Raw genomic sequence first — 22,791 nt, 5'->3', positions numbered from 1 at the left:
ACATACCGGTCCCCCTAAGGGTGTTTCGCGTTGGTCAGGACTTAAAGATTAAAAAGCTTTACAAGATTATTTCATATTGACAGCCGGGTCGTCTAGCGGCCAAGGATGCGGGGCTCTGGTCCCTTGGGCCGAGGGGGAGTGCCCCCGTGACCGGGGTTCGAATCCCCGCCCGGCTACTATTTGAAAAACTTTCACTTCCAAGCGGTCATGTAGTTTACAACGGTGTCCGGCACCCTGCCTTCCACAGCGTCTTTTATAGATTCATCTATTATCTCAACCGCGCGGTCCATGTCCTCGTAAGGTATTGTCAACGGTGGTGCAATCCTCAGCACGTTGCCGTATTTACCATAGGTCATCATTATCAACCCCTTCTCCCAAGCTCTCCAGATTATTTTCAACGCCAACGTCCTATCCGGCTGCTTCGACTTCTTATCCCTCACTACATCAACCCCGAGCATTAGGCCGAGACCTCTTACATCGCCGACTACTTCATACTTCTCCTTTAGCTCTCCGAGCCTTCTCGCAAGATACCTCCCCTTCTCCGCCGCTACTTCGTGAAGCTTATTCTCCAACACGTATTTCACAGCCGCTATTGCGCCAGCTACTGATGAAGCATGCGCTGCTGACGTTGCGAAGAAGGATTGGGGAGGCGTTGACTCCACAATCTCCCTCCTACCCACTACCGCAGAGACGGGCATCCCGCCGCCCAGCGCCTTGCCCAGTACTATTACATCGGGGGTTATGTTGAAGTGTTCTATTGCGAAGAGTTTGCCGGTTCTTCCCATCCCGGTTTGGACTTCATCATCTATTAGAACCATCCCATATTCCTGGGTTATCCTCCTAACTCCTCTCATAAAGTTTTCAGGGGGGACTAGGACGCCGCCATCGCCCTGAACAGGCTCTATTATCATTGCTGCAAAGGATTCCCCGGCATACTTCTTCTTGAAGAAGGTGTCTATCATGCTTAAATACTCCTCACCGCATTGAACCGGGTCATCTATATTGTTAACACACCTGTAGGTGTCCGGGAACTCGAGGAAGTAGACGTTGTGGAAGGGTATGGCGCTCCTCAGGTCGGGGTCGAAGGAGCCCCCGACGGCAATGTCTAGCGCAGTCGTACCGTGGTAGGAGTATGTGAATGAAGCTATCCTCGGTCTCCTAGTATATGCGAGAGCGGCCTTCAAAGCCGTATCGTTAGCATCGCCACCGCTCAATCCTATTATAACTTTTTTCTCGTAATCCCCCGGCGTGATTTTGACTAGGAGCTCTGAGAGCTCTGCCACGGGCTCGTGGTAAAGATATAGGCAGTAATGAATGAATTTGTCTAAGTGTTCCTTAACGGCTTTCACAACGGCATCGTTAGAGTGCCCGATGTTGTAAGAGGCCGCGCTCGCCAAGAAGTCTATGTACTCGTTTCCATCGAGATCCCATATCCTAGAATTCTTGGCTTTAGCGATCACAATCGGGAAGTATTTAAATGCTTGGCTCTGCGACACATACCTCTTATACTTCTCCACGATAGGAAGGCTTTTATCTATTTTCTTACTGGTAGGAATAGACGGGTTTGTACTCATAAGATCACGAATTAATTATTATACTCATGATGGTTAATATTGTTTGTGATCGAGACTGATGCCGAAATCTTAAGAAGACGTGGAAAAAGAAATCTCACGCTAGGAGATGGGTTATTCAAACTTGAAAATCCCGGTTTTCTCAACAGTTCCTCTACCGGATAACCAGCCTAGAATACCGATAATTAATACCACTGCAACCACGATCAGGTGGGCAACATACCTGTAGCCGAGGTACGGGTCTTCCCCTACGACGTCCTTGATGTTTGTTGAAAAGCCCAGCGCCAGCATTAGTCCACCTAGGATTATTAGAGACAGTATCCACACGATTATTGACATATCCTTCTGCTTAGGAGTTATTTCAAACTCGACCATTAGACCACCATAATATTAAGTTTATCTCCAGTAATATTTAAACCTTAACAGAACCCCTCATCGTGGGAAAAAGGAACTAGTATAGTAAAAGTATTTATACTATGTGTGATAAAATACTAGTATTTGTGGGTGAAGGATTTGGATATCGCATCATTAATAGATTATATCGATGGTCTTGTATGGGGTCTACCCGCTATAATAATCCTTGCTGGAACAGGGCTGGCTGTCGGAATACTAGGAGGATTCTACCAGATAAGAAAGTTCGGTACAGCACTTAGAACAATGCTGTATAAGGGCACAGGGGGCAAAGGCGAGGTCAAGCCCTTCGCTATCTGGGCTACTGTGATGGGTGCTACCGTCGGAGTTGGCAATATTGCAGGCGTGTCAACCGCCCTGCACTTAGGAGGAGCTGGGGCCCTGTTCTGGATGTGGGTGTGCGCAATACTCGGGATGGGTTTGAAGGGTGTTGAGGCAACCCTGGCAGCGTGGTCTAGAAGGGTCACCCCGGATGGGAGAATCGAGGGAGGCACACCATATTATATTAGGCTGGTACCGGTTATAGGCCCAGCCCTCGCAGTATTGTTCTCAATACTCACCTTCATAGCGGCGTTCGGTATCGGCAACATGGTTCAGGCTAACAACGTGGCATTAGGGGCCGAGTATGTTGGAAAATTATTTGGCGCTCAAACCGAGGAGCAAATCTTCCAGCTGAGGTTGATAGTCGGCATACTGATGATGTTCTTCACAGCTCTCGTCGTCATAGGCGGGTTGAGGAGGATTGCCGAGGTAGCCAATTACATGGTCCCGTTCATGGCCGCATGGTACATAATATTTGGAATTGGCGTCTGGATAAAGTTCGGTGGCAACTTCCTCACAGGTATTTCAGAGATCTTCAAATACGCTTTCACACCGCAGGCGGCTGCTGGCGGCTTGTCTGGATGGGTTGTCTACAGCGCTATCAGGTACGGCTTTGCAAGAGGGTTATTCTCCAACGAGGCAGGTCTTGGAAGCGCTCCTAACGCGTACGCCTTCATGACAGTAGACCATCCTGGAAGAGTCGCCTTTTACGGTGTTTTCGAAGTATTCATGGACACGATTGTCATCTGCTCGGTCACGGGTATCGCTAACATTGTTGCGAGAACATATATCGAGAGGCCGGACTTAAGCGGTGCAGCCCTTGCCATGGAGACCTTCTATAGGGCTTACGGTACTTATGCTCCCATTATTCTTGGAGTCGCTTTAGCACTGTTCGCCTATACCACACTGCTATCGTGGGAGTGGTATGGAGAGATTAACTGGACCTACTTCTGGGTTAGGACATTGAGGCTTCCTGAGAAACCAATGAGATTCATCTGGAGAATTCTCTGGATTATACCTATAATTCCTGCTGCAGTATACGGGTCTTACTTTGAAACCTTCTGGAACTTCTCCGACATGGCTAACGGCTTGATGGCTATTCCCAACCTAATAGCTGTCGCATACTTCACGCCCCTGGCGTTAAAACTGATCAAGGACTTCTACTCCAGACAGGTATTCGAGACCGGGGAGGCTAAAAAGTAGTTTTTAACTTCTAAGACCATTCACTATTTTTTCTCCAGCAATCCCTCATAAGTAATCTTGTAGAGCTCCGTTGACTCAAGCTTTCTCCTATCCCTTACATACTTCTTTGTCAAATACCCCTTGGGCAGACTGTATTTGATCGAGTACTCCTCTGCCGGTATACTGTACTCTCTCTGAATCTTATCTCTGTATATGTCGTCGAAGATGTTGAACGCGCAGAAAGGTATTAGTCTTCCATCGGGGACTGAATAGTGTATGTTACATCTCTGAACTCTCTGAATATCGTAATTGTAGAGGTCCATAAAGTGCATCTGCCCTATGAATAGTAGTTTGTAGTGGAGTTCTCCGAGAGCTTCATAGCTTCTTTTAACAATGATGTTGAACAATAGCTTGTACAGGTCAAAGCCCTCTGGAGCCTTCTCCTGGTTTATAAACTTTCTTATACTGTAGAGGAGGCGGAGGCCTGTCGTCAACCTGCTCGAGCCCGTGATCAAGTCCTCCCACTTATCTTTCAAATACTCGAGGAGTCCTTCAACATCGACGAAATCCGTTATAGGGGTGAACTTCACGTTGCCATTTTTCCTTTCAACGTAAACATATGTTCCCACACCGCATATCGGATGGTTGCCCATCTCGAACTTGAACTCACCACTGAAGCCCTCCACGAACCTTGAGAATATCGCGCTCACGTTGACCGGGAACCATGCGTTGGAGTGTATCTCCCCGTTCGTCTGCTCCTCCACGAGCTTGACAACGTCAGGTATTGTGATACGGTATTTCTCCCTCTCATGTTTCTTCATATAGCCCGTGAGGCTTACGGGCTGGAAGTTCACAGCCCTTACAACATCCATGTTTCTCCCCGCAAACTTCAATATGGCTCCTAGCTCGTGGGTGTTCACGCCTTTTATGACTGTGGGCACCAGGACAACGCTGGTTAATCCGGCTTTCCTGAAGGTTTCGAAAATGTATGGGATCTCCCAGTGGTTTTTCCAGTTCACCACTGGTGATACTCCGTCGAAGCTAAGGTAGACTGTGTTGACTCCGTTGCTTCTGAGAGCCCTGGCGTACTCTATGGCTTTAGCCGGGTCTTCGAGGTATAGCTCCGCGAATTTTATCCCGTTGGTGTTCAACTGGATGTGCCTAACCCCTTCATTCCTTAAAAGCTTGACAATGTCTATTAGGTCATCCCTTAGCAGGGGCTCACCGCCCGTCAGCTGTATCGCAACTGTTACTCCTTGCTTCTTAATGCTTCTCACCATGTCTCTTATCTGTTCAAGGCTTGGCTCGTAAACGTACCCAGAGGCTTCTGCATAGAAGAAACAATACCAGCAACTCAGGTTACACCTATTGGTTATAACCATGTTTACTAGCGCAGTGTGGTTCTTATGCATTGGGCAGAGGCCGCAGTTGAAGGGGCAGAGGGTTGATACTTGGGTATAAACGTGGCGGGCTCCACGCCCCTCCTCATGCCAGCCTGTCACCTTCTTATAGAAGGCTACATCCCCGTAGTAGAGCTCCTCGATATCCCCATGCTCCGGGCACACTCTTCTAATGTAGACCTTGCCGTCTCTCTCGACAATGACGGCTGCCAACTCCCTGTAGCAGTATGGGCACACGCTTAACGTGAGTGATAAAACCTCCTCTCCCTGCCTTATCTTAGGCAAGGAGTAAGATATCTCGCCAGGCTTCTTCAACATTGTCTGTGTCAAACCATTCACCAGCCATCTATAAACATGTTATAGCACGGGGGAATTAAAAACGTATCCAGACCGCTTGGGGAGGATAAATAAGGGTTTTACAAATTCCTTATTCAAGTGTTTAATCATGGGCAAAGCTATTGTGATCGCGGGCGTGCCGGGAACGGGCAAGTCGACTCTGGCCAGGGAGCTCGCGAGAGTTTTAAACACGGAAGCCATCGACCTGTCAAAGCTTGCCCTCGAGAACAACCTCATCCTAGAGTACGATGCTTCAAGGAAGACATACGTTATCGATGAGGAGGCTGTTGCCTCCAAGGTTAGGAGTATTGTTGAGAACAGGGAGGGCTACGTCGTCATAGATACTCACTACCCGGAGATAATTGACCCTGATATCGTGGACAAGGTTGTTGTTCTAAGGCTCAACCCTTTCGAGCTTGAGAAGAGGCTCTTAGAGAGGGGTTGGGGGAGGGAGAAGGTTAACGAGAACGTTATGGCTGAGATACTCGGGACGGTTTCAGTGAACGCTTTAGAAGCCTTCGGGGGCAACAGGGTTTACGAGCTGGATGTTTCCGGGAAGAGCGTTGGAGAAGTACTCGACGAAGTCTTGGCGGTCGTGAAGGGAGAGGCCCGGTTCGAACCAGGCTTGAGGATTAACTGGCTTGAGCAAATCCCCGCGGAAGCCTTGGACAGGTTTAACAATTACGGGGGTGATGGCAACGGTTTTTAAACTAGCATCATGGAGCGAGCTTGAGAGAATGGTTTCCAAGGCAGACATCGTGCTAATGGTTCTTGACGCTAGGACGCCCTTAGAGACCTTCAGCAGGAGGCTCGAGGCGGTGACGGCTAGGCACGGTAAGCAACTGCTCCTCGTCCTCAACAAGAGCGATCTGATACCCAGGGATGTTGCCGACGAGTGGAAAGAGTTTTTCAAGACCAGGGGCTACCACGTGGTCTATATTGCTGCAACCAGGCACATGGGCACTCTAAGGCTTCGCCGAACAATCAAGCACTTGGCCAGGGAGTTCCCTGTAACGGTCGCTGTAGCGGGGTATCCAAAGGTGGGTAAGTCCTCAATAATCAACGCGTTGAAAGGACGCCACTCAGCCCCAACCAGCCCCTACCCTGGAAGCCCAGGCTACACCAGGAGCTTCCAACTCTACAGGATTGACGAGGACATCTACATGATCGACACTCCTGGTGTAATACCTGTGGAGGGAGGGGATTTGGAGAGAGTTTTAAGAGGATATCCGCCGGAGAAGCTGGAGGATCCGGTAAACCCTGCGATTGAGCTAATAAAGAAGATTCTGAGCTACAATAAGGAAGCATTCGCCATAGCCTACGGTATTGAGACACAGGATCCACTAAGCATTCTCGAACAATACGCTGTTAAGAGGGGATGGTTCTACAAGACCACTAAGGAGCCATTGATAGAGGAGGCTGCGAGGGCTATTATAAGGGATTATCACGATGGCAGGATACCTTTTTACGAGAGGCCTGGATAATTCAGTAGTTGAGAGTGACAGGTCATGCCTGTTAAGGTAAATATAACGGGTGAGAGGGAGCCGAGGATTGTTGAAGTATCCAGGATCAGGGTTAAAGACCTGCTCGCAAAACTAGGGCTGAACCCTACCGAGTACGTCGTTCTAAAGGATGGTGAAATACTCGTCGATGATGACGAGGTTGTTGACGGGGAGGCGGTAACGGTTTTCACGGTCAAGTCGGGAGGGTAGGGGTTGAGAGGGGTGACGGGTACGCTCAGTCCAGAGGAGCTTGAGAGGTATAGTAGGCAGATTCCCGTGATCGGGGTTGAGGGCCAGCTAAGGCTTAAAAACTCGAGCATCCTGGTTGCGGGAGCCGGGGGGTTGGGATCAGCTGTCTTACACTACCTAGTTGCCATGGGTGTTGGCAGGATAATCGTTATAGATGAAGGATTAGTGGAGTTGAGCAATCTTCAAAGACAAATCCTCTACACGGTTGATGACATAGGTAAGCCAAAAGTAACCGTTGCCTACCACAAGCTGAAAAAACTCAACCCTAATGTCGAGATAACACCGGTTCATGCGAGGATTACCGAGGAAATAATAGACGACTATGTGAAAAGCGTTGACGTCGTTGTAGACGCGTTGGACAATTGGGAGACCAGATTTATTTTGGACAAGGCTTGCTGGAGGCTTGGAAAACCCCTGGTTCACGCAGGGGTCGGCGAATTCTACGGTCAGGTAACCACGATAATTCCCGGTAAAACCCCTTGTTTAAGATGCCTGTTCCAAGGGGTTGATAAGACGGAGAAGAAGCCAGTGATAGTTATGGGTCATATACCAGGCTTGTTAGGGTTGTTAGAGGTTAATGAGGTTGTCAAGATAATTCTCGGTGTGGGAGAGCCATTGATTAATAAACTAGCCTTGTTCAATGCTAAAACAAACAGCATGGAAATAGTTGAGATTAAGAAGTTTGAATGCCAAGTATGTCATGAATAGAGTTTTCAACCACCCATTTCCGGAGTTATCAGCGACACCCTGTCGCCATCTCTTAACGGGGTGGTGAGCGAGATGGTTGGGGTATCGTTCACATATGTTACAAACACAAACTGGCCTTCAAGGAACTTGGTGAAGATCCTCGGGTTAACCGTTTCACCAAGTTTTTTCAACAGATCGTAGAGCGTTGCGTTCTCAGGTAGTTCTACCGTTATTATTGATTTCTGGGAGAACTCGCTGGCTCTTCCAAGGAAGACCACTGTTATTTTCAAAAGCCCCACCTTTATTCAGTATTACGTTATCCCCCTATATTTTCCTTCACCACCACAACTCTATCCGCGCTTGTGACTTCCACATCATAGTTTTCAACGAGTTTATCGTTGACGAGAACGAGGATGCTGTACCCCTCTATATCCTCCTTCAACCACTCTATCAGGTTTTTCAAAATCGTTTTCTCAACACTGAAGCATTTCTCAGCATTATCAGGAAGTATTTTAACACAGAGCAATTCCCAAACCCTTAACCACGCTTGTTTTTCAGAAACAGATTTTCTCTCTTAAAAATGTTGAAACACGTGAGGAGTTGGGTTCGAAAAAAGAACTATAGCAAGGTTTTAAAACGGTGCGAACACTCCTATGAACACAAGCCATGCAAGTATAGTTTTAGCTGTTAAGCTCAGTATAATGTACACTCTCTCGCCGTAGAGATAAGCGGGTTTTCCTCGCGCATCCAGGCCACACAGTTTACATTAAGGAGCATAAGGCTCCACCACATGAAGGGATATGCGATAATAACAGTGACTACACCTGGCAAGATAATTATGCCGAGTTCAGAAAAACCCTGACTCACGAGCACAGTCTATAGAGAATTATTTTACGCCTGCCCCTGCTCATAGGTTCCTCGCACACCAGGCCTTCTCTCATGAGAGATTTAATGGCTTTGTAAATCCCTCTTAGAGAGGACTCGGGGTTATTCCTCCATATTTCGTAAGCTGTTGCCCTGTCTAGTTTCTCGAGGGTCTTCAACACCTCCTCAGCAAGCCTGCTTCTCCTTCTCCTCGATCTAGGCTTGTAGCCGATGGTTAATACAGCGATTGAACCCTGAATAATCTTCGCTACTTGGAACCCCATTGCAGAGAGGGGCACCGTGTATATTCCTTTTTTAAGGAGGTAATTAAAGGAGTCTAGGGCGTCTTCACTGGAGGCCCTTACGATCTCTACCCGATCCATGTTTTTCAAGAAGTCGGGGATTACAGCGCCTTCCGGGAATACTGCAATCACTTTCAAGTCTATTGCTAGCTCACTCCTCTCTAATTCGCTTAGTCCTTTCGCGAGGGAAAACGCTAGAACACCGGTCATTGCAGGGACGACAATGTATTCAACGTTAACCCTCTTCTCATATATTTCGAAGACAATCGTCTTCAAGCCCTCTACTGTCAACGCGCTAGTGTACTCAACGGGGACCCCCACGCTGTTTCCACACGCTGAGAGCTCTCCCCGGTTAGCCAGCTCGAATAAGTCATCAATGTCTATTTCAAGCGGTTTTTCAACGCAGTAGTGTGCTCTTACCCCGCGAGGAAGGTAGTATGAAAGAGACCTTGTGAAGCCGGGCTCGTATCGTACCTTTATTCTCCTAATCCCACTGGATGCGATGTGGCTTGAAATAAGGGCGGAGGCTCTATCCGCGTAGCTACCCGTTGGGTTAAACCGTTCGTTTTTAACGAGGACTCCGTCGAGCTCCATGATCGGCGTTAAGCCCTCTCCACGAGTGGACGCGACGCGCATCTGGGGGAGGAGGCTGCCATACCTCAGTATGCCGGGTTTTGATTCGTCGACTTTGAAAACGGGGGCTTCATATTCTATTATAGGTATGCCTCCGCAAAAAAGGCAACTAGTTAAGTACTCATTCTCTCCAAGCTCTCGGCCACAAACACTGCATTTTACCTTGTGTTGTTGCAAAAACAAACCCATGTCTTCCTATTTCTTGGCGAGGCTTATTAGGTACTCGTATATTTGCTTGTCCCCGGTGATCTCAGGGTGGAACGAAATAGCGATTATCCTGCCCTGCTTTGCAGCTACGCCCACTCTTCCAATTGCTGGGTGATCTATGTAGCCCGTTATTTTCGCCGGGCTCCAAGCATCCGATATAACAGGTGCCCTTATGAACGCGGCTCTAACCTCGCCAATGTCTTCTATGTATACCGTTGCTTCGAAAGACTCGTTCTGTCTTCCAAACGCGTTTCTCGTCACCGCTATATTCATTAATCCAAGCGTGAACTGGCCCGTCTCACTAACCACTCTGTCGATTACTTTCTTGGCCAGGATTATTGCCCCTGCACAAGTCCCCAGTACCGGATTCCCTTCTTCTGCATATTTTACTATGGCCTGCGAGAGTCCCATTTGCGATATCAGATTCCCAATGGTTGTCGATTCACCACCGGGTATGATCAATGCTTTGACTTCTCTCAATTGCTCGCTCCTCTTAACGTAGACCGCTTCAACACCGAGCTCTTTCAGCAACTGCGCATGCTCCAGGTAGTCGCCTTGAAGAGCTAATACACCCATCTTCACGGCTACTCACCTCTCACCTGCATCAATTGCTCTGGCTTCAAAGTCCTAATGTCAATGCCCAGCATCGCATTCTTCTCAGACACCATTTTCTGCGCTTCGACAACGGTTTCTGGGTCGTCGTAGAAGGCCGTGGCAAGCACGATAGCTCTTGCCCTTGTAGCTGGATCGCTACTCTTGAATATACCCGATCCCACGAACACACCGTCCGCCCCGAGCCACATCATGAGCGCTGCATCGGCTGGGGGGGCTATTCCTCCCGCCGCGAAATTCACCACTGGTAGTCTGCCGAGTTTTGCGGTGAGGAGGGCCAATTCGTATGGCACCTTGTTTTCCTTGGAATAAATCCATATCGCCTCATAGTCGCCCTCAATGTAGTACCCCCTCAATAAGGAGATACACCTATTTACCATTTTCATGTGCCTGACGGCCTCTGCCACGTTGCCTGTTCCAGGCTCTCCCTTCGTTCTAATCATTGAAACTCCTTCATAGATTCTTCTAAGGGCTTCGGGCAGGCTTCGCGCCCCGTTCACAAAGGGCGTTTTAAACCTCCACTTGTTGATGTGTGCCTTCTCGTCAACGGGAGTTAAAACCTCGCTTTCATCTATCAAGTCCACCCCTAGCTCTTCGAGTAGCCTGGCCTCCTCTTCATGTCCTATCCTGCACTTTGCAGATACAGGGATGGTTATCGCATCCATAACGCTCTCTATGACTTTTAAATCGGCTGTTCTCGCGACACCGCCCGCCATTCTCACATCGTATGGTAACTTGTCTAAAACCATCACGCCCACTGCACCGCTTTCCTCGGCTATTCTCGCCTGCTCCGGGCATGTAACGTCCATGATAACTCCGCCTTTCAGCATCGAGATAAAGCCGTATTTAACGAGGGGTGTCGCGTTCTCTACTACTAATCCCTCCTCTACGGCTCTATCCCTTGCCTCGAGCAACTCGTAGATCAGGTTCCTGAGCTTTCCGAGGAATACATACCCGTCGACTAGCTTCATTTAAAAACCACCAGTGAGGAGTAATCGAGAGGAGGATTGTTAAGACTTGTTGAACGTTCAATAAAAAGTCTTTTTCAAGCTACAGGGGCCTTCAGCGTGAGGGAGACATAGGGTGAGCCATGTCGTTTTACACATTGCAGTTTTTAGATCATGTGAAAAGTTTTGCATAAAATATTTGAACCAGTATCTCGGGGATGCATGTTTAAATGATACCAATGCTCCATCCTAAGGCTATTGAAATCTGGATGATCGTGGGGATTAACGCTATTTTCAACCAGGACCCCCATGTAATCTTGATGTTCTCTCTATCAAGAAGCCCAATAGCCACTATGTTGGCTGTGGAACCGATCGGAGTGAAGTTGCCTCCTAATACGCTCCCGTATAGTAGGCTCCAGTAGATTTTCTTCGTTGAAAATAATGCTTCTATGGTTTTAACAATCGGTGTTGCCGCCACTATCACGCTTAAATTGTCTAGTAGGCTGCTTAGAATTGCCGAGAATACTAGCATCAACTCCCCCAGTATCCCTGGGCCCTCGCCGCTCGTTGGCATCCCTGCCTCGATGATTAGGTAGGCTAGTTTGGAAGCAATCCCGGTGTATAGGAGGGAGAAACCGAGCATGAAGAGCGATATGAAGAACAGTATTGAAGGCCATTCAACTCCTCTTGTTATAGCGTGCTCCAGTTTTTCAGGGCCGTAGACTAACCCCGCGACCAATATTAAAGTATACGGTATGAAGGAGAGGAGGGAGTGCGGCTGGATCTCGCTACCGGAGAAGCTTGTTAGGATCTCTGCGGTGAAGTCAACCGTGGACACTATTGCAAGGAATACCAGTATGAGCAACGCTCCCATTTTAACCTTCCTAAGGTCCTCCCTGCGTATGTTGGAATAGTATGCTTCTATTCTCTTCCTAACCTTATTCTCACTAAGCTCGTTTGCCAGGGTTCTAAGGTAGTTCTTGTTTAAAATATAGATGGTAGTGTAAATAACTATTAAGAGAATAAATGATAAAGGCAGTGATTTCGACAAGAAGTCTTTAACGGAGAGCTGTGCCGTGAAAGACAAGTATATTCCAATAGGGTTTCCAACCGGTAGTGCCATGCTACCAGTATTGGTTGCTAAAACCGTGGCCACTGCAAGCATATACACGTCCTGGCGTGTGAGTCTTTTTATCTCGAACACTAGAAAGATCACGTAGACAATGCTGGTTGCCTCATCAACAATCATTGATAGAAACCAGGCGAAGAATAAGAGTGTAAAGAAGAGTCTGTTGACCGAGCCGTTTGAGAATTCGAGTATTTTGATCGCGAGATACTCGAAAACACCCAGGGATTTGAGGATGAAGGCTAATGTCATGCTACCTATGAGGAATAAGATTAGATTCCACTCCACACCTGTGATCATGTTTTGAGGAGGCACTATGCCGAGGATTGTTACCAGGGATATTCCAAGGAAAACAGCATAGTAGCGGTACTCCATAGACAGTATTGTCAACCCTATAACGGCTAGGAAAAGCCCTAGGGAAACGGATTGCTTGAAAATACTTGATAAATCATTAATGCTATCCCTGTTCCCAGTAACCGCTCTCCAGTACTCGACTATCTCGGAGCCAATAGGGGTGTTAGGGATTGCTGCATAGTAGGAGATTAGGGTTGACAGGGTGAATGAGAGCAGGAGTATTAAAGCTATTTTTCTCCACATGAGAACCCCTCATGCTTGTTACGAAGCAGATTTGTTATTTAGGAGGCCACTTCCTGTCGAAGAATATGTTCTTCCCCGTAACGGACAATGGGATGCCGTACACTACGTCTGCCTTCAGCAACCCGAGCTCCTGGGCTGCAACACCTATGGTGAACATTACCCTGTTGTCTATGTTGAGCAAGCTTGCTGTTTTAACAGCTGATCCTATTGCTATTCCAAGATTAACCAGTGAATTAACAATATCGGGATCCAGAATCCATTTACTAGGCTTGTTTAACTGTAGGTTTGAAATACTGCACCCTATCAGGACGACCGCTAGGCTGTTTCTAACATTTTGAGCATCTCTCCTGAAGAAATCCCCGTACTCAGGGGCAAGCTCCTCCATTTTCGAGGCCAGCTTCTCCAACTCCTCTTTCGAATCGAGCACTAGTGTTACAATGTTGTCAACTCCCCTAGCCTTTGGAGCCGTCTTTGCTGACGCCACCATTAACTCCGCGGCTGTTTTCACAGCGTTTTTTACCGCGTCCTGTTCAGTAATCACGGCGGGTTCACCAAAACTGTTTTAATTAAGGGTTTATGTTTAAATACCTCATCCCGCCTTCGTGTTATACAAAAACATTCCCATAATCCCTATGCTTCCGCTGTGCGGGCACGGTTTGGACCTGTTTTTTTAAACAATGTGCATATTCTTCAAACATGTTTAATCTTATGGATACTGTAACGTGATCAAATAGGGTAGTTAATCGCTAATTAACTTAACCGGGGTCAAGTTAACCAGTGATCTCCTCGCTGAATCCTCCGCTTGTTTTTCAACGGGGGAACAGGTTGATCAGTGATCGCCGAATCTTCCTTAATACAAAGAAACCCGTATCGGGCCCGCAACCCTACAACACCCGCAGGCGCCGGGATACCCAGGTAGGCACCATGCTAATACCTTCAAAACTAACCCATGAGTCTGAACGTGAAACGGGCTAGGTGGTTTCGGTAAAACCCTTCTAGATCGGGCTGGGGCGGTAATACGCATGATTCTTTAACAATGCTCTGGCCTCCATAAATTATTTCTGAAACAGTTTACTGTTAACTTAATCATGAAAGAATCATGCTTCAAAAGTAAGTGTGTGAAAACATAGGGATAATACTTTCCCTCCTCAAACCTCCCCGGGGCTTGTGAAGTATATATAGGTGGTTTACCCAGAAACCTACTAGATCAAGAATTTCAGGTAATACTGCAGGTTTTTCCAACATTGTTTAATACTTTTTCTTTAAGACAATAATTCATAACTAAGTGCTATTTCAAGCACTGTTGTTTAAAACTTGTTTTCAAGCTCTTGTTTTCGACGCTGTAGTAATCTCTATTAACGGTGGCATATTCTTAGACTTAGTTATTTTCAACGTTACAGCGTCAATAAAAAATATAATATCGCTGTCCGGCTCCGGCATAATAGTCTTCCCATCTATCAAAACCCTGTCCGGGATGGTAACGTATGATTCGAAGAAGGCGCCGAAAACATCCACCCTCGCCCCGCCCTTCTTATACTCAACTCTAATCTGCAAGCCTCCACCACCGGGAACCGCGAGCTTGGATGCTATGATACCCATTTGTCTCCACGCTAACCTTTATCCCGGGGTCTTAAATAGGTTACAGGTCGCTCAGCCCGGGCTCAACCCTCCTCGCCTTCTCCAGCAGGCTAGCATACCATTCCGGTAGCCTAACCTCCCGCACAACCCTGCCGGGCGTGTAGGGCTTCAAATCCAGCACAGGGGTTCCGTTGAACACGTCCAACCCCTTGACATGTAGAAACCTGCCTTCAACTCTAGCCAGCTCGACTATTGAAACCCCGATCGGGTTTGGACGGTGAGGGGAGTCGGTTGCGAAAACCCCTATTAACGGTAGTTCTTCCAGTGTGAAACCATATTTGACAAGCCTCCGTGGCTTAACCAGCAGTGTTTCCCTGTCTCGATCACTAATCTTATGCAGGAATGTTACAAGGATTATGTGCGAGAAGCCTTCCAGCCCTTTCAAGCCTTGCTCGTACTCGGGGAATATTTCAACAACCCCTGGAACCCCGTTAACGCTCTTCTTAACCTCCTCATCACCTGCTTCAACGTGGACTACCCCAATAGGCTTGACCTCTATTCTGAACTCGGCCATGATAGAGGACACCGTTCCCAAGAGGTTATTATTTTCAAGCAACAATTAATATGCTTGGAGAGGCTTATGAGCGAGGTAACAGTCCTCGGGCTTGGAAGAGTCGGGTATAGGACGCTTAAACTATTGCATGAACTGCTCCCTGACGCAAGCTTCAACGCTGTTGACGCAAACCCAGGGGTCAAGCCCTTGGCTGAAGCCCTCGGCAGGACAGTGTTCCATGTCTACTCGCAGGACGTTTTGAAAGAGCTTGCGAGAAAGTCGGACTTATTCGTAACAGCACTCCCCTCCTCCACAGCCTTCCCGATCCTGAAAACCCTGGCTGAGGAATGCGTTGATATCGTGGATGTTTCATTCACCAGGGAAGACCCCTACCTGCTCGAGCCTGTAGTGGAGAAGTGTGGAAGCGTGTTCGTACCTGACGCCGGGTTCGCCCCGGGCTACAGCAACTTGATCGCAGGATACGTGGAAAAGGAGCTGGGAGGGCTGGAAAGCATCGACATAATGGTTGGAGGAATCCCCAGCTACCCCATCCCCCCTCTAGGCTACGTTGTAACATGGAACCCCTTTGACCTCATCGAGGAGTATAAGAGGCCTGCGAGAATTATCCGCAACGGAGAGCTCGTAGCAGTGGACCCGTTATCCGAGACCATCACGGTAGATGTTGAAGGTGTTGGAAGGCTTGAAGGATTCGTGTCAGACGGCTTGAGAACCCTGTTGAGAAACATTAGGGCGCGGAACATGAGAGAGGTTACTCTGAGATGGCCTGGGCACATAGGCTATATGAAGTTCCTGAGAGACCTGGGTTTGATGAGCGAGGATTACTTGGAAATCGACAACACCAGGGTGCAGCCGGTGAGGGTTCTCGCTAAAATCTTCGAGACAAGGCTGAAGGCGGATGTTAACGATGTAGCAATCCTCCACGTGGAGGCAACAGGGATTGGCGGGGGAAGGTATGTTGAAACAGCGGTTTTACAGGGGACGGTGGAGAACCCGGCAACACCCTTCTTCACAGCCCTGGTTCACGCGTATGCTTCATACCTGGCGGCGAAGCGGCTGGTTAAGCCTGGCGTACAGCCCTTGGAGAACATGAGCGAGCATAAGCAAGGATTCCAGGAGTTCTTGGAAGCTAAAAACGTTAAGATAAGGATTAAGCGCTGGTAGGGAGGGTAATGTTTTTAGAAGCAGACGCTCTTGGAAGGAGCATACTTTTCGGGTTGATCCCGGCCCTGGGAACCAGCATTGGAGGGTTAATAGGGGTTTTAACACCCCACTCAAGAGACTTGTACATGGATTTCGGCCTAGGCTTCGCGGCAGGATTGATGCTGGTAGCTTCTTTCACAAGCCTGCTAATACCATCCATAGAGTTATCCAGCATCTACGTAGCGTTAGCCGGCTTGATAACCGGGGTGGTAATGATATTCATCGTTGATAAGCTAACCCCGCACGAGCACTTGCAGAAGAGGTTTGAAGGCCCTGCCAGGTACAAGGGAAGGGTTAAAGCACTCTACCTAATGGTTTTCGCCCTGCTCATTCACAACATACCTGAAGGAATGGCTGTCGGAGCCGGCTCCGCCCTCGTCTTCGAGAAAGGATTGGCCTTGTCAATAGCCATAGCCATTCAGGATGTGCCAGAGGGGTTCGCAGTATCATACCCGCTGATAAGTTTAACAGGGAGCAGGTTTAAAGCCTTCTCGATAGCGGTTTTATCCGGGTTCAGTGAAACACTTGCAAGCATCCTAACCGGGTTGCTCATAGAGGTAAGCCAGGGGTTAATACCGTTCATACTCGCGCTGGCCGCTGGGGCAATGGTCTATGTTGTGAGCGACGAGGTGATCCCTGAGACGCATAAGTATGACCATGAAGACGTTGCGACAATGGGGTTTGTAACAGGGTTTGTGACAATGCTCTTCCTGGACACACTGGCTTGAAACTACTCCACCGTAACGGTTTTAGCAAGATTCCTAGGCTTATCAGGGTCAAACCCTTTCTCAACAGCAGCGTAGTATGCTAGAAGCTGGAGGGGTATTGTGTGGGTGAGAGGGGTTAAAGCCCAGTGTGCCCGCGGCACGGGTATGTAGTCGTTTAAAAGCTCCACGGCTTTTGAGCCTTCAGGTCCCACGCCGACAGTGAATGCTCCACGAGCCTTCATCTCCTCAATATTCCCTAACAGCAGGGTTTCAAGGTAGGTGTCGTTCGGTATTACGAAGACTACGGGGAAGGATTTCTCAACCAGGGCTATAGGGCCATGTTTCGACTCGCCCGCTGGATAGGATTCTGCATGAATATATGCTATCTCCTTAATCTTCAAAGCACCCTCCTTGGCAACCGGGACACCAACCCCCCTGCTCAGATAGTATGCGCTGCTGGAGCGGGAGATTGTGCTGGCCAGCTTCTTAGCTCGCTCCCCAGTGTCCTCCAGAGCCTTCTTAACCAGTTCGCCTGCCGAGATAATGCTTCCAAGTATTCCCTCCCTCTCGCCAGCGTCTAGTTGACCCGTGGCTTCCCCAAGCCGCACAGCGAGATAGGTTAAGAGGGTTGTCTGGGTTGTGAAAGTCTTAGTCGCGGCCACGCCTATCTCGGGGCCTGCACGCGTGTAAAGCGTTACATGGCTTTCCCGGGGGATTGCTGAATCGATCACGTTGCTTACGGAGATTATTCTAACGCCTTTTCTCTTGAAAGCTCTTAAAGCCTTTAACGAGTCCATTGTCTCCCCGCTCTGGCTTACCACGATTAAGACATCTCCCTCTCCCGCCGCGGGAAGGTAGGTGTCGTACTCGCTTGAAATAAAGCTTATGATGGGTTTGCCGGCGAGCCTTGTCCCGGTTATCGAGAAGTGTTCAGCAGCGTGGAAACTAGTGCCAGCCCCTGTAACATAGACTTTCTCAGCATTCGCCAGCAGTTCAACGGCTTCAGGGATTAGTTGGTCGTGCAGGGCCCCGTGGAGGGTTTCCATAACAGCTCTCGGCTGCTCGTGAATCTCCTTGAGCATGAAGTGGGGGTACCCGGATTTCTCGGCTTCACTAAGACTCCACTCGACAATCCTAACATACTCCGCGAGCTCGACCGGCTTACCGGTTGCAAGGTCCTCCACGTAAGCTTCGCTAGGGGTGATGAAACCCGCCCAGTTATCCCTTAACGCCACCACCTTGCGGGTGTGGGGGAGGACTGCAGGTATGTCGCTGGCCAGGAGGTTGAATCCTACACCGAGGCCAATTATCAAGGGACTATCCTTCTTGGCGAAGAAAATTTTGAATGGTTCGAGAGGCGTTATCAGCAGGATAGCGTAGGTTCCCTTCAAAGCTTTCACTGCTTGCTTGAAGGATTCGAAAACATCCCCTGTCTCACGGTAGTATTCTTCTACAAGGTGCGGGATAACCTCGGTATCAGTATCGCTTACAAACACGTGCCCCTTGTTCTGTAGCATTCTCTTAAGCTCCACGAAGTTTTCTAAAACCCCATTGTGCACTACTGCGAACACGCCTTTACAGTCAACATGAGGGTGCGCGTTAACATCGTCGGGGACTCCGTGAGTAGCCCACCTAGTATGCCCTATGCCCACGCAGCCGTGTAGCCCTTTGAAACCCAGCTTCGCATCCAGCTCTCTCAGCTTCCCCTTGCCTTTCCTAACCAGGAGTCGATCCCCTATAACCGCTACTCCTGCCGAGTCATAACCCCTGTACTCCAGCCTGAGCAGGCCGTTGAAAACTATTTCACCAATTACGAGCTCCCTGCAGACCCGGTTGCTCAGGCAGGCTCCAATGATTCCGCACAAACAGTTCCACCATGCACTAGTGATAATCATAGTTAAGGAATTACTTATAAAATAAAGTCCGTACTATATGAGGATTTGGAGATGATTGTTTTGAACACACTGGTGTTGAAGATAACTGGGAAGGCTTTCGACGAAGGATCAGGGTTGATCGAGAAGTATGTTAGCATTTTGAAGACGCTGTCGGAGAAGTACAAGCTCATCGTTATAACAGGCGGGGGACGTTTAGCAAGACACTATATTGATATGGCTAAGAACATTGGAGTGACCTCGAACTACTGGCTGGACCTGATCGGGATAGACGTATCCAGGCTCAACGCTCTCTTACTCATCGCGAGCATGGAGGGGAGGGCCTACCCTAAGCCTTATGAATCGCTCAACGAGCTTCTCTCAGCACTACCCTACAGCAATGTCCTGGTGGCAGGCGGGCTCATACCCGGGCAGTCCACAGCCTCTGTGGCTGTTCAATCAGCAGAAGCTGTGGGCGCACGCGTCCTCTACTACTTCTCAGCAATAGATTACGTCTACGACAAGGATCCGGCGAAGCATAGTGATGCCCAGCCTTTTAAAGAAATAACCGCAACCCGTCTCAAGGAAATCCTTGCGCAGAAGCAACTGCCTGGAGAGTACGCTTTGATCGATGATAAGGCTCTCGACATGGCGGTTAGGAGCGGGATTGAGATACGCTTGATATTCTTCAAAAACCCTGAGAAAATATTTGAATCGCTTAACGGTTTAAACCCTGGCACCAGGATTCTACCTAAGTAGTTTCCCGCACATCCTTCCCCGTTAGCCCCCGCCAAGCTTGCTCCTGACCCTGTAAAGCCAGTATTTTAAAACACGCGCCTCGTAAGTCGTGGGCCTCGCCCTGTGCAGAATCCTCCTCCACACAAGCCCCGCTCTCCTAGCCTTCTCCGGCGTGGAAATAATTGCCGACGAAATATTGTCAACCAGGGATATAAGGGCCTCAACCTCCTCGCGAGGGGCGGAAGGGGCTATGTTTAGGGATTGCTCCCTGCGAATCTTCCACAGCTCCCACAGGAAGATTGCTACTGCTTGGCTAACGTTTAAAACAGGGTATTCCGGGTTGCCCGGTATTGAAACAATGAAATCCGTCTTAGCAAGCTCCTCTCTAGTCAACCCTGTGCTCTCCCTGCCGAAGACAAGAGCCATTCTCCCTATCCTGGGGGCTATTTGGGAGGTGAAGGTCTCGATATCAATGGCTTGCCTGAGCACGTCGCCCGGTGAATACCCTTTAGCGCTTGTCGCCACGGATGCGTCAACTCCTTTAAGAGCTTCGTCAAGCGAGCTGACAACGACGGCTTTCTCCAGGAATTCCCTTCCCTTCGCAGAGTACAGTAATGCCTCCTCTACCGATGCTGACGGGTTGACAAGGTAGAGCTCATTCACTTTAAAGTTAACACACGTCCTTGAGATCACGCCGAGGTTGTAAGCACCCTCTATGCCTACGAGCACAACCCTAATCATTTAGCCTGCCCCTTTCTCCTACAGTAAACAACCTTTATTTCTTCATAAAAGAATTTTGAAACAGCCGTTTTGATCTTTTCGAAACCGTTCTCCGCAAGCAGGGACTCAACAGCCTCCTCTCCGGTTAGCGAGGAGTAGACCAGGAATAGGAAACCACCTTGTTTTAAAATCCTGGAGGACTCCCTGATGAAGTAGGTCACCGTCTCATAGCCTTTCACACCTCCCTCAGTAGCGATATCTATCTTGCCGGGATCGTATGCTGGGAGATAGGGAGGATTGCTCACTACCATGTCCACGGAGCCGTCGTTAAGGGCTTCAACACTGGTGATCACAATGCCTCTGCTGGACAGGTTGTTAGCCTCTACAGTGTCCCTGCTAGATATCAGCGCATCCTCCACCACGTCCACGAGCACGGCTAGCTGGCAATAACCTTGTGAAACCAGGTGAGAACCCACCACACCTGTCCCTGAGCCCAGGTCGACGCAGACTCTTCCACTTGGCTTTACCTCATCTACCAGGTTGATAAGTAGCCAGGTGTCATCGCTCGGCTTATAAACGTTTCCGTGAGCGATGATTCTCAGTTCTCCAACTATGTACTCGCTAATTCTTCCGCTAATGCGAGGAACACCTCGGGCTCTAGCTCGAAAACCCTTTTATCAGATGGGATAATCCTGTTTAAAACCTCGGCGCTAAGGCTTAGGCGGGACTCTGCAACCCTCCTAGCATTTCTTCTCCGTTGGCTGAACAAAGCCCTTGTCACATGCTCAACCTTTTCAACCACCCTATCATAGGTTCTCCTGCGTTCAAGCAGGAGCAGGCTTGACGCTACCTTAGGCCGCGGGATAAACGACCCAAGATGGTAGACTCCTGCAACTCTTAAATTGAAGAGTAGTTGCACTATCACGCTGAGCCTTCCGTAGGATTCTGAACCGGGCTTGGCGACCAGCCTATCCCCAACCTCTTTTTGAAGGGTGAGAACAGCCTTTGAAACAGAATTATCCCTTGCAATCATTATGAGCATGTCGGATGTTACATGGTAGGGCAGGTTGGATACTACTTGGGGTCTTCCAACCCCTGTTGCTAAAGCATCCCCTCTAACAGGTATGAACCGGGGGTTTCTAACAATGCTGGCGACGACTCTGATCATTCTTTCATCATACTCGACGCAGGCCAGGGACCTGACCCTGTTGATCAGGAATATTGTGAGGGTTCCTATCCCGCACCCAATCTCTACAGTGTCCTCGCTACTTGTTAACGATAAAATATCGGATATTAGCCTAGGGTTTACCACGAAGTTCTGGCTTAACTTTTTCGAAGGCCTTATCCCATGTCTTTTCAAAGTGTTAATAGTCCATGAGACAAGCGATGCCCTGTCAAGCTCCGGGAGCTCTATAATATTTCACCGTAAAGCCTCTCTAAGTATCTTAGATATATCGCGTCCCTCTCCCTCGGCTTCAGGAACAAGTAATATTTCTCCCCGCCCATGAACTCCTTCAACAATCTCTCAATGATTATCTTGACCGGCTCAATCTTAACCCTCTGCCTTATATCTTCGAAGCTTTCAAACCTCCTAGTAGCCCGCTCGTCAAGTATGAGCCTCATCGTTTTCTTACCAATACCGGGCAGTAGTTCTAAAGCGTGGAGCCTGATGTTAACAGGGTCTGCGATGTTGAAGAATTCTACGAAGACCTTTTCATTCTCGTTTATAATCATCTTCAAGGCCTCGGGCAGGTTTGCTTTCGCCATGCTTGTGAGATCGTCGTAGTGGATCTGAATAATCCTCTTCACCTTACTGGGATATCCAAGCTCCACCTTCTCCAGGATATCGATCCTGACAGCTGGCAGGGGGTTTGCCTCCAGGAGGGTGAAGTACTTGGTGCCCACGCCCTGAACCAGCGGCTGGTTTCTGTGCTCGTAATGGCGGTCTGAAGGGTTTCCAAGCTCCATGTAATCCAACACTATCATCGAGTTTTCCCAAGGATGCTCCTGCCGCCTAGGATTATCTGGCCTGAAAAGAGACATGTAAACCACCATTTAGAACATGATTTGTGATGCTTACTTACCGGTGTTCTCGACACAGTATTGGCTTACAAAGTTTACTATTTCCTCAGCCACAGCTGTTTCCAAGACTTTCTCCTCGAGCTCTAGAAGAGGCCTCAACTCATCCACGGTTTTAGGGCATATGTTTACAATCATTACTATGGATTCTTCCCTGAGACCTTTCGACCTTAAAAACTCCTTGACCTCGCCCACCTTCTCATACGGTATTTTGGAAAAGCGTTTCAAATACTCGTAGGTTCGAGTAAGCAACAGGGGTATGGGCACGCCCTGCGCCTGCAGCCTATCAATTACTTTCTTCAACTCATTAAGCGCTTCAGGGTTTGTTAAGGGCTTCTCCTCGAGCAAAGGTATCTCGCTCAAATAATCACACCACC

Annotated in this window: 26 protein-coding genes, 1 tRNA gene and 1 pseudogene; 9 read left to right on the top strand and 19 right to left on the bottom strand. The window is 48.7% G+C overall.

Translation table 11 applies throughout. The features are described from left to right. Positions 1 to 81: 81 nt before the first annotated feature. A tRNA-Gln gene (locus AC3OH0_RS01140) sits at positions 82 to 176 on the top strand. Between the two features lie 15 nt (positions 177 to 191). Here AC3OH0_RS01140 and AC3OH0_RS01135 read toward each other — a convergent pair. Both AC3OH0_RS01135 and AC3OH0_RS01130 read right to left on the bottom strand, forming a co-directional pair. Then, the gene (locus tag AC3OH0_RS01135; protein WP_498344454.1) at positions 192 to 1,574 is read right to left on the bottom strand and encodes an aspartate aminotransferase family protein; all 1,383 of its coding nucleotides are present in this window, start codon (positions 1,572 to 1,574) and stop codon (positions 192 to 194) included. 111 nt (positions 1,575 to 1,685) lie between these two features. Continuing rightward, positions 1,686 to 1,946: a hypothetical protein gene (locus tag AC3OH0_RS01130; protein ID WP_498344453.1), complete on the bottom strand. Its 261-nt coding sequence runs from the start codon at positions 1,944 to 1,946 to the stop codon at positions 1,686 to 1,688. Between the two features lie 138 nt (positions 1,947 to 2,084). Between AC3OH0_RS01130 and AC3OH0_RS01125 the strand changes: the two genes are divergently transcribed. Beyond that, positions 2,085 to 3,506: an alanine/glycine:cation symporter family protein gene (locus AC3OH0_RS01125; RefSeq protein ID WP_498344452.1), complete on the top strand. Its 1,422-nt coding sequence runs from the start codon at positions 2,085 to 2,087 to the stop codon at positions 3,504 to 3,506. A gap of 23 nt (positions 3,507 to 3,529) precedes the next feature. Here AC3OH0_RS01125 and tes read toward each other — a convergent pair whose 3' ends face one another. After that, positions 3,530 to 5,203, bottom strand: coding sequence for a tetraether lipid synthase Tes (gene tes / locus AC3OH0_RS01120; RefSeq protein WP_498344456.1), 1,674 nt, complete (start codon positions 5,201 to 5,203; stop codon positions 3,530 to 3,532). Between the two features lie 127 nt (positions 5,204 to 5,330). Between tes and AC3OH0_RS01115 the strand changes: the two genes are divergently transcribed. Genes AC3OH0_RS01115 through AC3OH0_RS01100 form a run of 4 tightly spaced genes read left to right on the top strand, consistent with a single transcriptional unit; the run spans position 5,331 to position 7,680 of the window. Continuing rightward, entirely contained in the window at positions 5,331 to 5,930 is a 600-nt protein-coding gene (locus AC3OH0_RS01115; protein WP_498344451.1) for an adenylate kinase family protein, read from the top strand. Next, complete coding sequence (locus AC3OH0_RS01110; protein ID WP_498344450.1) at positions 5,914 to 6,705, top strand: GTPase; 792 nt, start codon at positions 5,914 to 5,916, stop codon at positions 6,703 to 6,705. The genes AC3OH0_RS01115 and AC3OH0_RS01110 overlap by 17 nt, the downstream gene beginning before the upstream one ends. A 24-nt stretch (positions 6,706 to 6,729) precedes the next feature. Beyond that, positions 6,730 to 6,933 (top strand): MoaD/ThiS family protein, encoded by a 204-nt coding sequence (locus AC3OH0_RS01105; RefSeq protein WP_498344449.1) that lies wholly within the window; start codon positions 6,730 to 6,732, stop codon positions 6,931 to 6,933. A gap of 12 nt (positions 6,934 to 6,945) precedes the next feature. Continuing rightward, positions 6,946 to 7,680 (top strand): HesA/MoeB/ThiF family protein, encoded by a 735-nt coding sequence (locus AC3OH0_RS01100; protein WP_498344448.1) that lies wholly within the window; start codon positions 6,946 to 6,948, stop codon positions 7,678 to 7,680. 5 nt (positions 7,681 to 7,685) lie between these two features. On the opposite strand, the gene AC3OH0_RS01095 is transcribed toward AC3OH0_RS01100, so the two are convergent. The 10 genes and pseudogenes from AC3OH0_RS01095 to tsaA all read right to left on the bottom strand — a co-directional run bounded on the left by AC3OH0_RS01095 (position 7,686) and on the right by tsaA (position 15,099). Beyond that, positions 7,686 to 7,958, bottom strand: a complete 273-nt coding sequence (locus AC3OH0_RS01095; protein ID WP_245522073.1) for a MoaD/ThiS family protein — start codon at positions 7,956 to 7,958, stop codon at positions 7,686 to 7,688. Positions 7,959 to 7,975: 17 nt separating this feature from the next. Then, positions 7,976 to 8,185 (bottom strand): hypothetical protein, encoded by a 210-nt coding sequence (locus AC3OH0_RS01090; protein WP_498344447.1) that lies wholly within the window; start codon positions 8,183 to 8,185, stop codon positions 7,976 to 7,978. A gap of 105 nt (positions 8,186 to 8,290) precedes the next feature. Further along, a pseudogene (locus AC3OH0_RS01085) lies at positions 8,291 to 8,386 on the bottom strand (heliorhodopsin HeR); the annotation flags it as partial. 136 nt (positions 8,387 to 8,522) lie between these two features. Next, positions 8,523 to 9,635: a pyridoxal-5'-phosphate-dependent protein subunit beta gene (locus tag AC3OH0_RS01080; RefSeq protein ID WP_498344446.1), complete on the bottom strand. Its 1,113-nt coding sequence runs from the start codon at positions 9,633 to 9,635 to the stop codon at positions 8,523 to 8,525. A gap of 18 nt (positions 9,636 to 9,653) precedes the next feature. Then, complete coding sequence (gene pdxT / locus AC3OH0_RS01075; protein WP_498344445.1) at positions 9,654 to 10,247, bottom strand: pyridoxal 5'-phosphate synthase glutaminase subunit PdxT; 594 nt, start codon at positions 10,245 to 10,247, stop codon at positions 9,654 to 9,656. A gap of 2 nt (positions 10,248 to 10,249) precedes the next feature. Then, entirely contained in the window at positions 10,250 to 11,248 is a 999-nt protein-coding gene (pdxS, locus tag AC3OH0_RS01070) for a pyridoxal 5'-phosphate synthase lyase subunit PdxS (RefSeq protein WP_498344444.1), read from the bottom strand. A gap of 202 nt (positions 11,249 to 11,450) precedes the next feature. After that, entirely contained in the window at positions 11,451 to 12,947 is a 1,497-nt protein-coding gene (locus tag AC3OH0_RS01065) for an ArsB/NhaD family transporter (protein WP_498344443.1), read from the bottom strand. Positions 12,948 to 12,981: 34 nt separating this feature from the next. Next, positions 12,982 to 13,488 carry a ferredoxin domain-containing protein gene (locus AC3OH0_RS01060; protein ID WP_498344442.1) on the bottom strand — a complete coding sequence of 169 codons (507 nt, stop codon included), beginning with the start codon at positions 13,486 to 13,488 and terminating at the stop codon, positions 12,982 to 12,984. 779 nt (positions 13,489 to 14,267) lie between these two features. Next, positions 14,268 to 14,546: a hypothetical protein gene (locus AC3OH0_RS01055; protein ID WP_498344441.1), complete on the bottom strand. Its 279-nt coding sequence runs from the start codon at positions 14,544 to 14,546 to the stop codon at positions 14,268 to 14,270. A gap of 40 nt (positions 14,547 to 14,586) precedes the next feature. Beyond that, complete coding sequence (gene tsaA / locus AC3OH0_RS01050) at positions 14,587 to 15,099, bottom strand: tRNA (N6-threonylcarbamoyladenosine(37)-N6)-methyltransferase TrmO (RefSeq protein ID WP_498344440.1); 513 nt, start codon at positions 15,097 to 15,099, stop codon at positions 14,587 to 14,589. A 66-nt stretch (positions 15,100 to 15,165) separates the two neighbouring features. Between tsaA and AC3OH0_RS01045 the strand changes: the two genes are divergently transcribed. Further along, the gene (locus tag AC3OH0_RS01045; protein WP_498344439.1) at positions 15,166 to 16,260 is read left to right on the top strand and encodes a saccharopine dehydrogenase family protein; all 1,095 of its coding nucleotides are present in this window, start codon (positions 15,166 to 15,168) and stop codon (positions 16,258 to 16,260) included. An 8-nt stretch (positions 16,261 to 16,268) separates the two neighbouring features. Next, positions 16,269 to 17,027 (top strand): ZIP family metal transporter, encoded by a 759-nt coding sequence (locus AC3OH0_RS01040; protein WP_498344438.1) that lies wholly within the window; start codon positions 16,269 to 16,271, stop codon positions 17,025 to 17,027. Positions 17,028 to 17,029: 2 nt separating this feature from the next. On the opposite strand, the gene glmS is transcribed toward AC3OH0_RS01040, so the two are convergent. Further along, positions 17,030 to 18,871 (bottom strand): glutamine--fructose-6-phosphate transaminase (isomerizing), encoded by a 1,842-nt coding sequence (gene glmS / locus AC3OH0_RS01035; protein ID WP_498344437.1) that lies wholly within the window; start codon positions 18,869 to 18,871, stop codon positions 17,030 to 17,032. 81 nt (positions 18,872 to 18,952) lie between these two features. Between glmS and pyrH the strand changes: the two genes are divergently transcribed. Then, positions 18,953 to 19,636, top strand: a complete 684-nt coding sequence (pyrH, locus tag AC3OH0_RS01030; RefSeq protein ID WP_498344436.1) for a UMP kinase — start codon at positions 18,953 to 18,955, stop codon at positions 19,634 to 19,636. 21 nt (positions 19,637 to 19,657) lie between these two features. Here pyrH and AC3OH0_RS01025 read toward each other — a convergent pair whose 3' ends face one another. The 5 genes from AC3OH0_RS01025 to AC3OH0_RS01005 all read right to left on the bottom strand — a co-directional run bounded on the left by AC3OH0_RS01025 (position 19,658) and on the right by AC3OH0_RS01005 (position 22,777). After that, positions 19,658 to 20,356, bottom strand: coding sequence for a TrmH family RNA methyltransferase (locus tag AC3OH0_RS01025; protein ID WP_498344435.1), 699 nt, complete (start codon positions 20,354 to 20,356; stop codon positions 19,658 to 19,660). After that, complete coding sequence (locus AC3OH0_RS01020; protein ID WP_498344455.1) at positions 20,353 to 20,880, bottom strand: methyltransferase; 528 nt, start codon at positions 20,878 to 20,880, stop codon at positions 20,353 to 20,355. Before AC3OH0_RS01020 ends, AC3OH0_RS01025 begins: the two co-directional genes overlap by 4 nt. 65 nt (positions 20,881 to 20,945) lie before the next feature. Next, positions 20,946 to 21,695 (bottom strand): 16S rRNA (adenine(1518)-N(6)/adenine(1519)-N(6))-dimethyltransferase RsmA, encoded by a 750-nt coding sequence (gene rsmA, locus AC3OH0_RS01015; RefSeq protein WP_498344434.1) that lies wholly within the window; start codon positions 21,693 to 21,695, stop codon positions 20,946 to 20,948. Between the two features lie 50 nt (positions 21,696 to 21,745). Continuing rightward, positions 21,746 to 22,378, bottom strand: a complete 633-nt coding sequence (locus tag AC3OH0_RS01010) for a DUF655 domain-containing protein (protein ID WP_227410874.1) — start codon at positions 22,376 to 22,378, stop codon at positions 21,746 to 21,748. A 33-nt stretch (positions 22,379 to 22,411) separates the two neighbouring features. Further along, on the bottom strand, positions 22,412 to 22,777 hold the full coding sequence (locus AC3OH0_RS01005; RefSeq protein ID WP_193436224.1) for an RNA polymerase Rpb4: 366 nt from the start codon (positions 22,775 to 22,777) through the stop codon (positions 22,412 to 22,414). Positions 22,778 to 22,791 lie beyond the last annotated feature (14 nt).

Source organism: Thermosphaera sp., from assembly GCF_059755995.1.
The sequence above is the reverse complement of the archived record's forward strand: the minus strand, read 5'-3'. Positions and strand labels throughout refer to the sequence as shown.

Excerpts from the sequence above, each read along its gene's own strand:
- AC3OH0_RS01135 (WP_498344454.1), bottom strand. The coding sequence starts at position 1,574 with ATGAGTACAAACCCGTCTATTCCTACCAGTAAGAAAATAGATAAAAGC.
- AC3OH0_RS01130 (WP_498344453.1), bottom strand. The coding sequence starts at position 1,946 with ATGGTCGAGTTTGAAATAACTCCTAAGCAGAAGGATATGTCAATAATC.
- tes (WP_498344456.1), bottom strand. The coding sequence starts at position 5,203 with ATGTTGAAGAAGCCTGGCGAGATATCTTACTCCTTGCCTAAGATAAGG.
- AC3OH0_RS01115 (WP_498344451.1), top strand. The coding sequence starts at position 5,331 with ATGGGCAAAGCTATTGTGATCGCGGGCGTGCCGGGAACGGGCAAGTCG.
- AC3OH0_RS01110 (WP_498344450.1), top strand. The coding sequence starts at position 5,914 with ATGGCAACGGTTTTTAAACTAGCATCATGGAGCGAGCTTGAGAGAATG.
- AC3OH0_RS01105 (WP_498344449.1), top strand. The coding sequence starts at position 6,730 with ATGCCTGTTAAGGTAAATATAACGGGTGAGAGGGAGCCGAGGATTGTT.
- pdxS (WP_498344444.1), bottom strand. The coding sequence starts at position 11,248 with ATGAAGCTAGTCGACGGGTATGTATTCCTCGGAAAGCTCAGGAACCTG.
- AC3OH0_RS01065 (WP_498344443.1), bottom strand. The coding sequence starts at position 12,947 with ATGTGGAGAAAAATAGCTTTAATACTCCTGCTCTCATTCACCCTGTCA.
- AC3OH0_RS01055 (WP_498344441.1), bottom strand. The coding sequence starts at position 14,546 with ATGGGTATCATAGCATCCAAGCTCGCGGTTCCCGGTGGTGGAGGCTTG.
- tsaA (WP_498344440.1), bottom strand. The coding sequence starts at position 15,099 with ATGGCCGAGTTCAGAATAGAGGTCAAGCCTATTGGGGTAGTCCACGTT.
- AC3OH0_RS01045 (WP_498344439.1), top strand. The coding sequence starts at position 15,166 with ATGAGCGAGGTAACAGTCCTCGGGCTTGGAAGAGTCGGGTATAGGACG.
- AC3OH0_RS01040 (WP_498344438.1), top strand. The coding sequence starts at position 16,269 with ATGTTTTTAGAAGCAGACGCTCTTGGAAGGAGCATACTTTTCGGGTTG.
- pyrH (WP_498344436.1), top strand. The coding sequence starts at position 18,953 with ATGATTGTTTTGAACACACTGGTGTTGAAGATAACTGGGAAGGCTTTC.
- AC3OH0_RS01025 (WP_498344435.1), bottom strand. The coding sequence starts at position 20,356 with ATGATTAGGGTTGTGCTCGTAGGCATAGAGGGTGCTTACAACCTCGGC.
- AC3OH0_RS01010 (WP_227410874.1), bottom strand. The coding sequence starts at position 22,378 with ATGTCTCTTTTCAGGCCAGATAATCCTAGGCGGCAGGAGCATCCTTGG.